The organism is Colwellia sp. BRX10-1 (genome assembly GCF_014077545.1).
GTDB lineage: Bacteria > Pseudomonadota > Gammaproteobacteria > Enterobacterales > Alteromonadaceae > Colwellia_A.
Genome location: NZ_JACGWC010000011.1, coordinates 83,762 through 99,049, shown reverse-complemented (window position 1 = coordinate 99,049; position 15,288 = coordinate 83,762). Strand labels below are relative to the sequence as shown.

16 protein-coding genes are annotated in these 15,288 nt (G+C 36.6%); 7 read left to right on the top strand and 9 right to left on the bottom strand.

Annotated features, from left to right (window positions below; all coding sequences use genetic code 11):
• Positions 1-157: 157 nt before the first annotated feature.
• Positions 158-283 (top strand): hypothetical protein, encoded by a 126-nt coding sequence (locus H4J75_RS20170; protein WP_259366412.1) that lies wholly within the window; start codon positions 158-160, stop codon positions 281-283.
• On the opposite strand, the gene yghU is transcribed toward H4J75_RS20170, so the two are convergent.
• The 3 genes from yghU to H4J75_RS11095 all read right to left on the bottom strand — a co-directional run bounded on the left by yghU (position 284) and on the right by H4J75_RS11095 (position 2,749).
• Positions 284-1,156 (bottom strand): glutathione-dependent disulfide-bond oxidoreductase, encoded by an 873-nt coding sequence (yghU, locus tag H4J75_RS11105; protein WP_182170274.1) that lies wholly within the window; start codon positions 1,154-1,156, stop codon positions 284-286.
• A 153-nt stretch (positions 1,157-1,309) separates the two neighbouring features.
• Positions 1,310-2,104, bottom strand: a complete 795-nt coding sequence (locus H4J75_RS11100; RefSeq protein WP_182222160.1) for an ABC transporter substrate-binding protein — start codon at positions 2,102-2,104, stop codon at positions 1,310-1,312.
• A gap of 474 nt (positions 2,105-2,578) precedes the next feature.
• A complete protein-coding gene (locus H4J75_RS11095; RefSeq protein ID WP_182214298.1) occupies positions 2,579-2,749 on the bottom strand; it encodes a hypothetical protein in 171 nt (56 codons plus the stop codon).
• 304 nt (positions 2,750-3,053) lie between these two features.
• Between H4J75_RS11095 and H4J75_RS11090 the strand changes: the two genes are divergently transcribed.
• Both H4J75_RS11090 and H4J75_RS11085 read left to right on the top strand, forming a co-directional pair.
• The gene (locus H4J75_RS11090) at positions 3,054-4,196 is read left to right on the top strand and encodes a GNAT family N-acetyltransferase (RefSeq protein WP_182214300.1); all 1,143 of its coding nucleotides are present in this window, start codon (positions 3,054-3,056) and stop codon (positions 4,194-4,196) included.
• Between the two features lie 8 nt (positions 4,197-4,204).
• Positions 4,205-4,807 carry a DUF938 domain-containing protein gene (locus H4J75_RS11085; protein ID WP_182222159.1) on the top strand — a complete coding sequence of 201 codons (603 nt, stop codon included), beginning with the start codon at positions 4,205-4,207 and terminating at the stop codon, positions 4,805-4,807.
• Between the two features lie 81 nt (positions 4,808-4,888).
• Here H4J75_RS11085 and H4J75_RS11080 read toward each other — a convergent pair whose 3' ends face one another.
• The 4 genes from H4J75_RS11080 to H4J75_RS11065 all read right to left on the bottom strand — a co-directional run bounded on the left by H4J75_RS11080 (position 4,889) and on the right by H4J75_RS11065 (position 9,472).
• A complete protein-coding gene (locus H4J75_RS11080) occupies positions 4,889-5,638 on the bottom strand; it encodes an ABC transporter substrate-binding protein (protein ID WP_182222158.1) in 750 nt (249 codons plus the stop codon).
• A 108-nt stretch (positions 5,639-5,746) separates the two neighbouring features.
• On the bottom strand, positions 5,747-6,547 hold the full coding sequence (locus tag H4J75_RS11075) for an ABC transporter substrate-binding protein (protein ID WP_182222157.1): 801 nt from the start codon (positions 6,545-6,547) through the stop codon (positions 5,747-5,749).
• A gap of 163 nt (positions 6,548-6,710) precedes the next feature.
• Entirely contained in the window at positions 6,711-7,268 is a 558-nt protein-coding gene (locus H4J75_RS11070) for a class GN sortase (RefSeq protein WP_182222156.1), read from the bottom strand.
• Positions 7,265-9,472, bottom strand: coding sequence for a marine proteobacterial sortase target protein (locus H4J75_RS11065; protein WP_182222155.1), 2,208 nt, complete (start codon positions 9,470-9,472; stop codon positions 7,265-7,267). Before H4J75_RS11065 ends, H4J75_RS11070 begins: the two co-directional genes overlap by 4 nt.
• Before the next feature lie 319 nt (positions 9,473-9,791).
• Between H4J75_RS11065 and H4J75_RS11060 the strand changes: the two genes are divergently transcribed.
• From H4J75_RS11060 to H4J75_RS11045, 4 genes are read left to right on the top strand one after another with little or no spacing between them, the layout of a single operon-like run.
• A complete protein-coding gene (locus H4J75_RS11060; RefSeq protein ID WP_220465295.1) occupies positions 9,792-11,183 on the top strand; it encodes a COG3014 family protein in 1,392 nt (463 codons plus the stop codon).
• 10 nt (positions 11,184-11,193) lie between these two features.
• Positions 11,194-11,631 carry a YcfL family protein gene (locus H4J75_RS11055; RefSeq protein WP_182203657.1) on the top strand — a complete coding sequence of 146 codons (438 nt, stop codon included), beginning with the start codon at positions 11,194-11,196 and terminating at the stop codon, positions 11,629-11,631.
• Between the two features lie 53 nt (positions 11,632-11,684).
• A complete protein-coding gene (lpoB, locus tag H4J75_RS11050) occupies positions 11,685-12,287 on the top strand; it encodes a penicillin-binding protein activator LpoB (protein WP_070376678.1) in 603 nt (200 codons plus the stop codon).
• 30 nt (positions 12,288-12,317) lie between these two features.
• Positions 12,318-12,791 carry a glycine zipper 2TM domain-containing protein gene (locus tag H4J75_RS11045; protein WP_182222154.1) on the top strand — a complete coding sequence of 158 codons (474 nt, stop codon included), beginning with the start codon at positions 12,318-12,320 and terminating at the stop codon, positions 12,789-12,791.
• Between the two features lie 68 nt (positions 12,792-12,859).
• Here the strand turns inward: H4J75_RS11045 and H4J75_RS11040 are convergent, their stop codons facing one another.
• Together H4J75_RS11040 and H4J75_RS11035 are read right to left on the bottom strand one after the other, a co-directional pair.
• On the bottom strand, positions 12,860-13,045 hold the full coding sequence (locus H4J75_RS11040; protein WP_182222153.1) for a hypothetical protein: 186 nt from the start codon (positions 13,043-13,045) through the stop codon (positions 12,860-12,862).
• A gap of 312 nt (positions 13,046-13,357) precedes the next feature.
• Positions 13,358-14,848, bottom strand: coding sequence for a M28 family peptidase (locus H4J75_RS11035; protein ID WP_182222152.1), 1,491 nt, complete (start codon positions 14,846-14,848; stop codon positions 13,358-13,360).
• Positions 14,849-15,288: the final 440 nt, after the last annotated feature.

The following is a 15,288-nucleotide window of genomic DNA, read 5'->3' as shown; positions in this document are numbered from 1 at the left end:
TATCTGCTTGTTAGTATAAGTTATTAAGGCTAAATTCAGCGTATAAGTTAGCCTTAATACTTCGATAAATACGAATTAAACACCTAGTATATTCGAATCTACATTAAATAAATCCGATAATAAATCAAGACTCCTGCTAAGGAATAAGCAGTGAGTCATGATATTTTTGTCTTTTAAATTTTTTGCCCCTGTTACCGCCAAAGTTGGTCATGGCTCATTAGTCAATGAGCCTGCGGGTAAAAAATTTTGGTGGCACAACTATCAGGCTAAAGACCCGAGTTGATTATTGAGAATCGACTAGCTTGTCTTGAGTTTTAAGTTCAAAATCACTGGCATCATGGCGTTCATGTAATTGTTCTTCTAACTCTCCCCAAGTACGATTGACCATTAAACCACGCTTAACAGCTGCTCGATTGCCAACTTCTTCGGTCCATCGCAATAAGTTTTTATAGGATTGCGTTTGTAAAAACTCTGCAGCTTCATAGACTTTATTTTGTACTAATGCTCCATACCATGGCCATATAGCGATATCTGCAATAGTGTATTGCTCGCCACACATATATTTATTATTGGCTAAATGACGGTCGAGTACATCGAGTTGTCGTTTAACTTCCATAGTGAAACGTTCTATTGGATATTCAAATTTTTCGGGTGCGTAAGCAAAAAAATGACCAAACCCACCGCCTAAATAAGGGCCACTACCCACTTGCCAAAATAGCCATGATAAGCATTGTGCTTTAAGTAACGGCTCTTTGGGTATGAAGGCAGCAAACTTTTCAGCCAAATGCAGAAGTATCGCGCCAGATTCAAAAATGGGCAGTTTATTATCGCCACTATTATCAACTAAAGCCGGTATTTTAGAGTTGGGATTGATATCAACAAAGCCTGAGCTAAATTGATCACCGGCCATTATATCAATCAAGTGCGCATCGTATTCGGCTTCTGCTATATTTAACGCTAATAGCTCTTCTAATAAAATGGTGATTTTGACACCGTTAGGGGTAGCCAGCGAGTATAGCTGGAAAGGGTGCTTACCTACGGGCAAGTCGCCTTGATGCGTTTCTCCTGCAATAGGGCGGTTAATACTGGCAAATTTACCACCAGACTCTTTATTCCATTCCCATATCTTTGGTGGTACATAGGTATCTGTAGACATTGTAGACTCCGTAATTATGATTGAGACCATCATTGAATGATCCTGGCGTTTTTAACTAAGTAGTAGCAAATTATAAACCGATAATATCAGCTTAATCTGCTGAAAATAATGGTGTTAGTAAGCTAAACCCGCAGTGTCTTTAATTTAACTCTATTATTTAAAATTCAACTGATATTTATTGAGTAACTCTTGATAGTAAGGAGACGCTTTTAACTGCTCAGTGAGTTGCCCAAGTGTGGTATTTATTGCTAGCGAGTCTTTTCTCTTCTTAGTTAGCGCCATATATACAGGAGTCATTGATATATATGGCTCTATCGCCTTAACTTGAGCGCCAACCTTTTCTTTTAAAATTAATTGATTAAACACTAATGGGTTACTGATTAACATATCTATTTGTTTGCCGAGCAACAGTTTTAAAAGTACTTCTTCTGTTAATGCGGGCAATTTATTTAGGTAGCTGGCACCATCAAAATATTCGCCATAGGAATATTCTCTAATAGTGCCGACAGAGTAGGGTATTAGCTGTTTTAATTTTCCATCAAACTCAAAATTATTATCTTTTAAAGTGAATAATTGATTAATTTCATTAGCATAAGAAGGCTCAATAAAATGATACATTTTTTCGCGCTTCGGTGTTTTAAATAAGGTCAGTATTAAATCGATCCTGCCTTCTGCAACCAAGTGAACGGCCCTTGGCCAAGGAAGAATAATAAACTCAAAATCATAGTTTGAATGCGCTTCAATATAATTAAGAACCTCAACCGAAAAACCTTTTATTTCACCATTTTCTGGATAGTAAAATGGGTAGTAACCAATATTTTCGGTAGCTACGGTTAGAATTGTTTTGCCCTTTTCCAATAACGCCAAATCTGGCTTTGCGCTCGATTGTGCTAATGCACTTAATGAGTAAAGGAAAAGTAAAGGTATTATTTTTATAAATTTCATCATTATAGGCAGTATAAAGCTTTATTTTTATTTATCTAGCAACTATTGATAGTCAACTTAAAGCCAGTAAAGAACATGATTAGTTGTTAACGTTTTCACCAATTATCTGTTTATACCATTTATTTTCACTGACAAAGTCTGTTGTCGACTTTACTTTGTCAATAAAAGTTAAACCGTTCAAATTCATGCTGAAAAACTGGCTAATTCTTTTTGTTGTTCAATACCTTGTCAGTGATAATATCGGAATCTGATGTCACTGTACCATGGCACAAAACTGCGCATCTTAGGTACACTTAAACAGTCTTCTCAACCTTTTTTTCTTTAAGCTGATAAGGTCAATACTTCAGGATTGATCATGGCCGTTGCTGGTACTTCTCATCTTAAATATTTTAAACCTCAACCTCAACCTCAACTGCACGTTGCCTTAATACAGCACCGCCTATATGCGCGATAGAGTAGGGAGCGGACTTTAGTTGTTTAATCTTTTGTTTTAATGGTTATTTCAATGTTTTTATTGTCACCGGCAAACCATTTTTGCACATAGATAGACCCTAAAACGGGGGGCATTCCATTCTCAGGTACTTCTTTATATCGAATACTGTTTTTATTGTGCTTTTCAAACTCGAAGTTAATCACTTTCTCAGACACCGGAAATTCACCTTTATTTACTATAAAGATGTATTGTATAAGTGCTGTTAAATAAATTCTAGTACTAGATACTCTCTATATTTCAGCGAAATATCAGGCTGCGTTACTTAGTATTAAGACTCTTTTTATTGTTGGCTATTTTTTATTTTGCCACCCCTGATAACTTAAAAATATGGCTTAGTGATACATTTCGAGAAAAAATAGCGCTATCATTGACGCAACATCCTTTAATAATGCTATTTTGACAGTAAAATTAAGTCACTATTGCTAGATAAACAGCCATTGGCTGTTGAGTAAAACGCGATTGAATGCTGATATAAATATTAATTTTCTTAATCATATTGACAAAATAAGTGCTATTGATTGGCAGGCGTTAAATAATTCACCTAGCCCTTTTCTTGCTTATGAGTTTTTTAGCGCGCTTGAAAAAAGTGACTCAGTTAGTGTTAAACAAGGTTGGCAAGCTCATCATTTAGTGACATCAACAAACGGTGATGTCACAGGTGTGATGCCGATGTACTTGAAAAGCCACTCTTGGGGGGAGTATGTTTTTGATTGGGATTGGGCCGAGGCTTATCAACGCAATGAGATAAATTATTACCCTAAATTAGTCGCAACTATTCCCTTTACCCCCGTAACCAGTAATAAATTACTTTCAGAAAAATTCCAAATAAATGAGTTGTTTGCACCGCTCATTGAACATTGCCAGCAAGAAAATATTAATAGTTGGCATATATTATACTGTGATGAAATAAAAACAGTTTTACCAGCGGATATTTATCAACGTAATACGGTGCAATTTCACTGGTTTAATCGTGATTATAAAACCTTTGACGACTTTCTAGGTACGTTTACTTCGCGCAAAAGAAAAAACACTCGCAAAGAAAGGCTGTCTATTACTCAACAAGAGATTAAAATTCGTCAACTGAAAAATAGCGAAATTAGCCGACAAGAACTTGATTTTTTCTATCTAACTTATCAATTAACTTATTTAAAACGGGGTCATCAACCACACTTGAGCTATGATTTTTTTAAGCAAATAGTGCTTAGTATGACTGATAATATTTTATTGATCATCGCCAGTCATCAGCAAGAAGATATCGCCTGTGCACTCTTTTTTTATGATGATACTCACTTATATGGGCGATATTGGGGCTGTACTAAACATTATAATAATTTACATTTTGAGCTTTGTTATTATCGAGGTATCGAGTTTTGTATTGAACACAACTTGCAAGTTTTTAACCCGGGTACTCAAGGTGAACACAAAATTCAACGAGGCTTTGAACCAACATTAACCTACTCTTACCACTGGATAAAACACCCAGCTTTTAAGGCAGCAATTAAAAATTTTTGTCATCAAGAGCAACAGCATATGCTAACGTACCAGCAGCAATGCCAGCAGGCGTTACCTTTTAAAACGTTAGCTACCAATGAATCAACTTAAGAAAAATAATGAATAAACCTTTTTCCCAAGCATGTGAAAACAATAAGTCACCTATTTTGAATGTTTTAACGAAAGTGTTTTCAAGTGCTAAGCATGTCCTTGAAATTGGCTCAGGAACGGGGCAACACGCGGCCTTTTTTGGTCCAAATTTACCCCATCTAACCTGGCAAACCAGTGATTTACTAATAAACCACCAGGGTATTAATGCCTGGCTTGATGAAAGCAAGTGGTTGAATGTAAAAAGGCCGGTCGTCGTTGATTTAAATAGAACTTGGCCTAAGCTTAATCAAAATGCCCCCCTTGATGGCGTATATACCGCTAATACACTGCATATCATTAGCTGGCCATTAGTGGTTAAGTTTTTTGAGGGGCTTGCGCAAAACTTATCATCTTCAGCAAGTATTTGTATATACGGACCTTTTAACTATCAAGGGCAGTTCTCTAGTGAGAGTAACGCAGACTTCGATGTGTGGCTTAAAGAAAGAGATAAGAATAGCGGTATTAGAGATATTGAGGCAGTCTTATTATTGGCAACGGGAGCAGGACTTGAGTTAATTGACGATCATCCAATGCCCGCCAATAATCGGCTATTAGTTTTTTCTAAAATATAAAAATTCAATATCGTCAATATTTAACGCCGCTCTCGATTTCAAGCGATTAACAAAAATTGATTAATGGCTTGATGAAAGCCGCTATTTGAAATCGCCGATGTATTTGTTGACGATTGTCTGGATCTCCCCATTACTTTTAAGCTTTTCTACTGATTTTTTTAATATTTTCATTGTCTGGGTATTTATCTTCTTTTTAGAAAAATGAAGTACAAAATCTTTGAAACTTAGTTGTAATGGTGAATTCAATACATCAGGTTTTATGCCAAGTTGCTTAGCGTTGTAATATAATCCAACATTGGTACCAATACAGCCGTCAATTCGACCACTGATTAACAGTTTTAGCATTTGTGTGTAATTATTGACTTCAACTTTATTAATGGCGGTGTCATTATCAAAATTGACATCAAATTCACCGCCTCGCACCACTCCCACTGTTTTTCCATGGAGATCCTTTAGGCTTCGATAGTGAGTTCCCGCCCTAGACAGGATAATAATTGGCATAGTGATCACTGAGACTAATGGGATGGAGATCGCGGGCAACTGATCATTATTGAAACGTAGCACAAAATCTGATTTGCCTTGTTTCAGGTGAATAATAGTACGAGCATAAGGAATTATCTTATTGGTATAGTTAAGCCCTGCTACTTCGGCAATTCTATTACTTATTTCGAACATCATTCCAGTTGGCTTACTATTGTCCCCAATAAAGCCAAAGGGAGCGACATTGATTGTTTCAATCTGGAGTGTTTGCCCGGAAAGTGGAAAAACATTGCCTATTAACGTCATCAAGGTAATAAATTTTACTAGCATATTTTTATTACGTTGTTTCATTACGGCTCTCTTATTATGAAAAGATAACTGTTCAACTTGCGATTAAACGCTTTACGAGAATAGTGTTAATAGCACACAGCTAACCACCAATTTTACTGGAATGTGTATTTAATTAATTAAACTCACCATGTTTTTTTGCCACTTCTTCCTGATAGTTAACAATGCACCACGTTGCTCAAGTAGCATCATTGCATTAATAAGGTTATCTACAATGACTTGCTCTGTGTTTAAACTGCAAGCAAAATGAAAGTTGAGTGTTAACGCCTTGAACTGAAATACATTTTTATATTTAGTTGTTTCTCCCAAGTTTTTTACTCTATTTCTAAGTAAATCATCATTGAGAACAACTAAATCAATATGGCGACTAGATAGGTCTAATAATTTTAATAAGGCATCATAATTGTCAACCACATAAAGGTTTTGGTTTTCAATAAATTTTTTTGATAATAAAAAATGGTGGGTAACATCATCACGTATCACCGCAATGTTATATTTTTTAGCTTCTTCTATAGCAGAGATAGTTATCTGACTATTATTAAGGGAATAAAGAGAGATGGTACTTGAAGCAATATGTCCAACCCACTTAAACAAAGGCTCACGCTCTGGGATACGAGCAAGTGAATATATACAGGTGTTTTTTCCATGCTGTGCTCTTCTATAAGACAACGCCCATGGGTGAGCACTGATGGCGTATTCATACTGAGCTTGTGCTAACGTCGCTTCGACTATTTCTGTTGACAAGCCTTCTATTGCATTGGTCGTGACAATTTGAAAAGGAGCCAAATGTTCAGTAAGAATGCTGATCTTAGTTGCAGATACTTGGCCGCAGTAAAATACCAATAACAATACTAAGCCAAAAGCTAAATTTTTCTTTAGTCCTTTCATAAATTTTATAATTTCATTCATCATATTTTAAACTATAGCTTAGATAATCATTTTACCAACCCCCTCAGGCAATTAATGTTAACGGGATAAACTTTAAATAGCCGTCGGTACTTCTTGATAGATTTTATAAGGTTAAATACCGTAATAATAGGGTTATTGGCTTAATGACCCGTAACCACTTATCCCCTTAAAGTAACTTTGCGGTTATCACATACCTTTCATTGCTATTACTGCTCGAGTTATTAAAAGGGTAGCAAGTGATTAATATTAATGATGAGTCATCAGCTAGCAGGGGCATTTGACCTGTTGAAGCGTCAACAATGTTAATCGCTTCAACTTGATAAAGCTGGCTTTGACCATATCGGTCAGTTAATGAAATAATATCCTTCATATCTACCTCGTCTAAAAATGAAAAGTGGCTATCTCTATGGCCAGCAACCACAAAAGGTTGAGCACGGCTGACCTGGTTGAAAGGAGCAATAGCCCCGGCTGAAAAAGCGAGTGTGGTTGGGTCGCCGCCATTAAGTATCACCAGAGACTTTGCTAAGCGTTTAAATGAAAGCTCGGCAATAGGGTAGGTATCAGCCCATGGCCAAGGTTTTATTCTTTGCTGTAAAGCCAGTGTCTGATGCCAGCTATAATTAATTAATTGCTGAGATAACCAAGCTTTAGTAGGCAACCAACTGGCTTCTAAACACAGCAAGCTACCGATGATCAATAAGGATGTTTTAATTAATTTTTTCAAGGTTGACCACCCCTTAATTTAATACACTGATAACCCCGCAATATAATAGCCTCGCTCATAGTTACCAATAACAAGAGTGCCATGCCAAGCAGAAATTGTAATTTCCACCCTAATGCTGTTTTAGGCATAGCGACCATTAAACTTTCATGGGCTTGAAAAACGGTATTCTTAGCGAGTAATAATCCGTCTTTTTGCTGTTTCTCTAAGGCTATAAAACTTGTATAGGGCGATATGATTTGATGCTTGAGTGAGGTAGTAATAACCTGAAACTTCACCTTAGCTTTATCTGCTCCGCTGACTAAGCTATCGAGTAAGCTTTCTATTTTTCTACGCGCCCAAAGGGATGAAATACCGGTTGAAGATTGCTCGCTATCAATAATTAATTCTTGGTGCCAGGGCGCACTGACGGTATCACCTGTTAATTGCAAACTCGTGATAGGAAACTGAGATTTTATCGCTATTTGCAAGGGCTCGTCGAAATATAAATCAGGGATGCTTTTAGGATAAACCTCGAGGTGTTGATGAACTCGGCTGTCGATGATTAAGTCGATATTAGTGATTGCGGGTTGACTTATTTTAGTCATAAAGTCGCTCATCTTTTGTTGAACATCACTTTGGCTTTGAATAAAAACATAGCGACCCCTACCAAATTGAGCGGCTTTCTTCATAAAGTAACCATTGGGCGCAGCGCCTATGCCAACGGTGTATAAACGAAAATCACCTTGGGCATTTTCAAGCAGTTGCATAAGTTCAAATTCGTTAGCGACAGCTCCGTCGGTAATAAAAACTATTTGGCGAATAGCCTGCGCTGCTTGCACAGCACTTTTTTTCATCATCAAAGCGTTACTCAAGGGACGGTACATTTCAGTGCCACCATCGGCCATTAAGTGACTAATAAATTGTTGCGCTTTTTTAATATGATGACCTGCAGCCATTTTGGTGCCGGAAAAGAGTAATTCGATAGTGTCATTGAAAGCGATAATATTAAAACTGTCTTTATCGTTAAGTTGTAATATAGCTAACGAGAGACTCGCTTTTGCTTGTTCCATAGCCGAACCTTGCATAGAACCTGAGGTATCAATGATAAAAATGATATCTCGTGCGATCACTTGTGCAAGGTCTGTCTTTGGCGGGAAAAAGGTCAGCAGCGTATAATATTCATCTGCTACTTGTTCAGTAAAACTGCTGATTTTAGCTTGCTCACTGGCTAATAATCGCCAGCTTAGAACGAAACTTTTATGAGCGACCACTTTGGCCTGATTTAAGGTAATAAAGTAAGCATTTTGATGGGAGTTTAACGCGCGCATCACTATTTTATGACTAGCACTGGAAATTGCAGTAATCGCAATACCCGAATTTAAGGAAATATTAATAGATGATTGACTGCTGGCAATTGAAGGTAAGTGGCTAGGCGATTTTGTAGTTGATGCTTGCAGCTGTGCAGGTAATTTATCCGCAGAGTACGCTATTCGTTGCTCTGTAAGCTCAGAAGCTTTTGCTACTTGTGGATTTTCAGATAATGGCTGGGATAATTTGGGTTGGTACCTTTGAGTCATTGCTAGTGGTAATCGTAGATCAAAATTACCCTGTGAAAAAGAGACTGGCATCATAAAAGTTAGCGTAACAATAACGCTTGCTTGTGGTGGAATATTAGCAATTTTATTGATAAACAAATTAGCTTGTTGTTGCTCGAGTAAGCTCGCTTTTCTTCCTTGGCTTTTCGCTTGTTGATATACAACCTTAGCGGTGTTTTTTGCCATTATCTCGCCAACTATCTCATTATCGCCAACCTTTATCATTAACCGTTTTATTGCAGCATCTTCAGGTAAGGGAAATTGATAGGTTCCTTCTAAAGCAATCGCATGAGGATTAACGAAGGTTTGTTTTATTTCTACATAAGCAATTAAACCATTAATCTCAACATTGGTCTGAATATCAAGGGGTAAATTGGCTTGCTTTGCTGGATTTGGGTGATCAAATAATAATTGTGGACCATAAATAAGCGTATTGTTATTGGTAGTATTTTCAGTCAAAGCCATTTCACTACTTTGTGCATAACGCACTAAAGCCAAAGAAGACAATAGGATAAGAAACACTAGCAGTGATAACTTTAACCATTTATTTCGACGTTTTTTATTCTGTTGTCGGTAATAGTATGAGTCTTGGTAATCTATAAATTGTCGGTTTTTTCTAGAAGTAAACATCACTTGCTCTTTTGTGTAAGTAGTAGATGATATTAAAGCAAAGCATTGAGCGTTAGCGGGGGCGGTATTAGGGCAAAGTACTGACCAAATATGTCAATAATAGGGCAATCAAGCTTTGCTAACGGTTAACACTCTCAGAACATTACAAAATTCTTACAATTTACTCACAATTATTGTATTGCCTATTAGGCTGTTTCGTATTAATTTTACATCTAGCGAATCAAGCGCAGGCTTAGCTAGTAAAGTGTTATAATGTCTTCATCATTAAGGGTTACTTGAAAATTTTATGTGTAAACAGTTATTAATAAAATTTTGTCTTATGTTTTCAGTAGCGACGCTTGTTGGCTGTACATCTATAGGCATGAGTGATTTGTTTTTTGGTTACAGTCAACAGATGCAAGAATCTCGTTCAGCTCAGTTAAGAGGTGATTTCGTTGTTGCGACAACATCAGTTATCTCGGTTAATCGCCAGCATAATAATTATGCCTTGAGCCAACTAGAAAAAGCCCGTTTACAGTTTCTTTCTCATGATTGGCTGGCGAGTCAAAAAAGTTTTGAATTAGCCTACCAACAAGTTCAGGCTGAAGAGCAAGCAGCGAAAATACAAATAAGCAGTGGCTTGAAAAAAGTCAGTGCGGTGGTGACTAATGACAATGCTATTGGCTATGAAATACCTTCATACGAGCAAGGTATGTTGCATTCTTATCAAGCGCTAAATTATTTATATCAAGGCAGTTTAGAGGGCGCTTTGGTTGAAGTGCGCAGAGCTAATTTAGTGCAAGAACGTGCATTAAAAACTAATCAAGCTGAACTCTACAAAGCTGAAGAAGAAATGGCCGAAAAAGGCATCAACAGTAATAAATTATATGAGAACTTCCCATCAATGGATAACCTGATTGGCGATCTAAAAAACAGTTTTCAAAATGCTTATACTTTTTATCTTTCGGGTTTATTGTATGAAACAGCTAAAAAGTTTGATGATGCCTATATTGACTATAAGCGAGCACTAGAAATATATCCCAATAATACGTTTGTGCAACAAGATGTCTTGCGATTAGCTAATAAGCTAAATATGAATGAAGAACTTGCCCGCTTTGAGCAAAGGTTTGGTCGATATCAAGGGCAAAATAAAATAAACACAGGTCAAATAGTTGTTATTTTTGAACAAGGAATTGTTAGTGCAAAAGAAGAGGCAAGTTTAAATTTACCTATCTTTAATACTCGCTCAGATTTTAAATTTTTCACTTTTGCTTTACCTGTTTATCGAGGGCGCTTACCGGCATTAATACCTTTGAGTATCAGTATTGATGAAAAAAGTTACCTTTCGCAAGAAATTGTCAGGCTTCAGTCTTTAGCAAGCAAAGACTTAAAAGAAAAATTGCCGGGTTTGGTAACAAGACAAGCGATACGTTTAGTCGCCAAAGAGCAGATACGTCAGAATTTGAGCAAGTCGGGTGGCGATGTCGGTAATATTTTAGCCAGCCTTTATAATATTGCTTCAGAAAAAGCCGATACTCGCAGTTGGTCAAGTTTGCCCGATAATGTGCAAATAATGAGGTTGGATAATGTTGTGGTAGGTCAGAAAAAATTGATGATTTCATATGCTGGTAAACAGCAGATCGTTGACATTGACGTAGCAGAAAATAGAACAACGCTCATTAATTTTACCGCTCTGGGTAACTTTACCGGTTATCAAACTATAAATTTGTAAGGATAAAAATATGCATTATTTTATAAGAATTTCAGCTATTACCGTGTTCAGCTCAATATTTTTTCTGGGTTGCGCTGCGCCAATAACCTCGGGTATCGGCACCAGTGCGATGACACAAGGTGATGAGTTTTCGAAGCATTTAGAGGTCCATAACCCTAAATTAGCACAACAGCTAAAAATTATTGATGTAAAATCAAGAAAAACCAATGGTTTACTAGAAATAAACCTACAGCTTAACAGTACCTATAAAAAGTCATTGAAATTGCAATACCACTTTAACTGGTTTGATGCGCAAGGATTTGTGATTGAATCACGAAAAACACCCTGGAAGCCACTTGAATTACATGGTTTTCAGTCAACAAGCTTAAGTGGACTCGCACCGAATGAACAGGTTGCTTCGTTCACTGTTTATGTGAGAGAAATCCCAGAAAAAGCTTATAGATATTAAATATTAAATATTAAATATTAAAATTTATTACGTTATATATTAAGGAAGTACTTATGAAAAAATTAATGATTGCTACTACTGTTGGTTTAGCTATTACCCTTGTGGCGGGTTGTGCACAAAAGTCAGTTGTTCGCTACGGTGATGCGACAGCGGTTGAGACGACCGATATTAACTTTGGCTCTACTGACTTACAAAAAGTTGCTGGAGAAATGACTGACTCGCTATTATTGTCGCCAGTTGTAGGTACGTTAACGCAAAATAAACGTCCGATCATGTTCGTTGAGCGCCTAAAAAATAAAACCAGCGAACATATTGATACTGAATCAATTACTGATTCAATTTCCACAAAGTTACTACGTTCAGGCAAGTTTCGCTTTGTTGATATGGCGCGAGTAGAAGCGGCTCGTGAACAAATAAAATTTCAACAAGACAGTGGTATGGTTGACACCAATAAAGCTGTGCAATTTGGTAAGCAAGTTGGCGCTGAGTATATGCTTTATGGGAACTTATCAAGTATTGTAAAATCTAACAAAGACAAGTCTGATGTCTATTATAAATTTACACTACGTTTAATGGATTTAGAAAGTGGCTTAGTTGAATGGGCTGACGAAACTGAAATTCGCAAAACTAAAGTTAAAGCATCAGTGGGTTGGTAAGAGCTGATATTCAATATTTAGGGGGAGATCATGAAAACAAAGCTATTTTCTTGTTTGTGCCTATTAACGATTTTATTAAGTCCAGTAGTGAATGCGCAATATGACAGAAATAAAGCCGTACCTGTCGAAAAAGTTCTCTTTGGAAAAGTACAATCGGTTAGAAATATTACTGAAGTAGAACTTATCGAAGATAAAGACAAAGGCTGGAAAGTTTTTGGTGGTGCGCTTATTGGTGGTGCGGTTGGCAATCAATTTGGTAGTGGTAGTGGCCGAGATGTTGCTACTGTCCTTGGTGCTTTATTAGGCGGTTCTATGGCCAATAATAAAAACCCACAATACCACCGTAAGACGCTTCATTTAGTTGAATTAATGATAAAAACTGACCAGGGTAAGGAGTTTATGGTCATACAATACTTAGACTCAAGAATGATTTTTCAACGTAATGACGCTATCCGCCTCATTTATTTGGAAAATGGCTCTGTTCGGCTTGATAAACAAATGTAAATATTCAAATAAATATATCAGGCTTGATAAAAAGTGAGTTGGTGTTAGCACCTGCTCATTTTTTTTGTTTAAATAATAACGACTTCGATGTCATTATCCCTATCTTGTTCAATATATAACTGTGCTAGGTCAGCACTGCCGAATGATTTTTTGATTTTTTGATAAGCAATGAATTTTTGTCTTGCGAGTTTGGGGTCTTTACTTTTAAGCAGAAATAACCAAGTTTTTACCAGAGCAGTTGGCATTCTTTTCATATTATTACTCCATTAATAACATTTTGATGGAGTATAGATAATATTAATAAAAAAACGACCTTTATTTTAGAAAAAGGCGCTTAAAGCACGCTAGAGTAGATAAAGAAGTTTTAGCTTGTAGTAAAGTACTTGGCCACTTATCAAGTTAATAACTAAATAGATGAGTATTTATCCCCTTCCTTGATAAGAGACAATATCATCGATATAGCCGCTTTCTACTGTCGTAGAATGAGTTTTTTTCCTCTATCAACAAAAAACCGCTAGATATTGCTATCGAGCGGCGAAAAGTATTTAAAACAAGTTGACGAGCTTTTAGTGTTGAATACCACGTTTGTTTTCTTGCCAGCTTTGTTGTAAACCAAAGGTTTTCATCGCTTGTTCAAGGTTATATTTCTCAACCATTTTTACCACTTGCTCTGAGGTTTGACGTTGCCAAGGGATCTGGTCAAGGTTAGCAATACCTAAAATAGTTGCCCCCATAATAGCGGCGTTCAATTTTAATTGTTGTTGGTCTACTTTTTCAAAGGTATCTGATTGAGCATGATAATTAGATGCATAGTTAGCGTCTGCTTGGTTAGCCACAAGGTTTGCGATACCTTGCATCATAAAGTCATAATTGTCAGTGCCAACAACCGGATCGATTATTTGGCTAAATGAACCCAATTCAGTGTCGGGATGCAAAACACTGTCGATGGTTGCTCTAATTTCTTCACGACCATTAATAAAAAAACCAGTAATAGCACCGGTGCCAATGTCTATGGTTGCGGCTAAGACATGATTATCTAACTCGTCTCTATGTGTTTGAGTGTACCCCCAAGAACCGTACATACCTTGTTCTTCGCCGTTAAAGAGTACAAAGCGAATAGTACGCTTAGGTGTTATAGCAAGCTTAGTGATTTGACGAGCAAGATCTATCACTAGACTAACATTAGCGCCATTATCAAGAGCGCCAGTACCCAAATCAAAAGAATCAATATGAGCACCAATTAAGACAATCTCATCGGGATAGGTGTCACCTTTTATTTCAGCAACAACATTATTAGCTTGATAAGGCTTTTCACCTAATATATTTATTTTCGCTGTTAATTTTAGTGATTCACCTGAGTTCAGTAGGCGTTGAGTGCGAAGGGCACTTTCCCTTTCCATAACAACAATGGCTAATTTATTATCAACCCCTGAGCTAGGTAAGTGGCGGTACAAGAGGTTTTTTGGCCGAGAAGACATATAAATAATACCTGTGGCTTTGACCGCTAACGCTTGTTCTTCGATGATGACCGCATTGTTATACTCTTGAAAAAGGCCTGAGATGCCGCGTTCATCATCCAAAATATCGGTTTCAATAAGTAGCCACTTATCTGCTAAGTAATTGTCAATATTCATTTTTTCAAAATCTGCCACGCTACCTTTATTCAGATTGACGATTTTAGCGCTCAGGCCTCGATAATGGGTTTTTTTAGTAAAAGGCATAGCAACAATACGAGGTGAAAAATTTATTTGGCTATTAAAGACTTTAGCGCTAATCGTTTTCTCAGACCAAGCTCTTGGCATAGTAAAACTTTCTTTTTTAGCGGTAACACCCGCTTCATGAAATTTTTTCAGCGCCCAGTTAACCGATTTTTTATTTGCCTGAGTACCTGTTAAGCGAGCGCCTATTTCATCCGTTAGTTGCTTCAAGTCTGAAATAACTGGGGTGGGCGCCTTTAATGTGGCAATTAAGTTCTCAATGTCGCTATTAAAAATAGAGGTCGCGTAAGCACAATTGATTAAAAAAGCTGGCATAAGCAGCAAAGGAATAATTTTCATTATATTATTTTCTTTTATTGTTTTAACTATACATAACGCTTGGGGAATAATCAGTCAAGTTTGTTTTCAATAAAATATTATTAAGAGAAAAAATAAAAAGTTAACATCTTAAAGTAACTAGATAGAGATCAGTTAGATATAAGAATTTCTTTAATGATTTATTAAAACTTTACCCGTGAATTTTTAATATAAATCAGTGGTGAAGCTATCAATTAAATTACAACTCATTTTTAGAGTGACTTTATTTATCAATGTGTTGCTAAAAGTTTACAGAAAAAGTAAACCTTTTAAATTTGTTTACTATTTTTGGTATGAATTCTATACGTTTAGGCTAATGTTAGTTTGTTCAGTTTAACTTAAGTTACGTTTAGTTAAGGATATTACGAAGTTGTACTTGAGTGATCAGTGTTAAGGAATTAGCTGAATAATTATAAAAATAA